Raw genomic sequence first — 323 nt, 5'->3', positions numbered from 1 at the left:
TTTTGAAAAAATTTCAGATTGATTGGAGGAAACAGAAATGGCTGATAAAACAGCTTTATACATATTGTGGGAAGAAACCGCAGGCGGAAAGCCCAGATACTACATTTCCTTTCTGGATGGACAAGCTGTACCTCATGAGGTGGAAGTTTCATATGCTGTATTTCAGGAAATGGGTGACTTTGTAAAGAAAGAACGTAATCTACAGCGGTGGACTGAACGTCATGTGGAACAATCACAGCTTTCAGAAACCACCCTGCACAAAAGAGCACTAAAGCCTCCGGACAACGTCGAGGACACAGTGCTGACAAATTTATATAACCAAC

1 pseudogene is annotated in these 323 nt (G+C 41.8%); it reads left to right on the top strand.

What is annotated here, in order from left to right:
- Positions 1-37: 37 nt before the first annotated feature.
- Positions 38-323 (top strand): annotated as a pseudogene (locus NE619_RS18170) (sigma-70 family RNA polymerase sigma factor); the annotation flags it as partial.

The organism is Anaerovorax odorimutans (genome assembly GCF_024459955.1).
GTDB lineage: Bacteria > Bacillota > Clostridia > Peptostreptococcales > Anaerovoracaceae > Hominibacterium > Hominibacterium odorimutans_A.
This window is presented reverse-complemented; position numbering and strand designations above follow the sequence as displayed.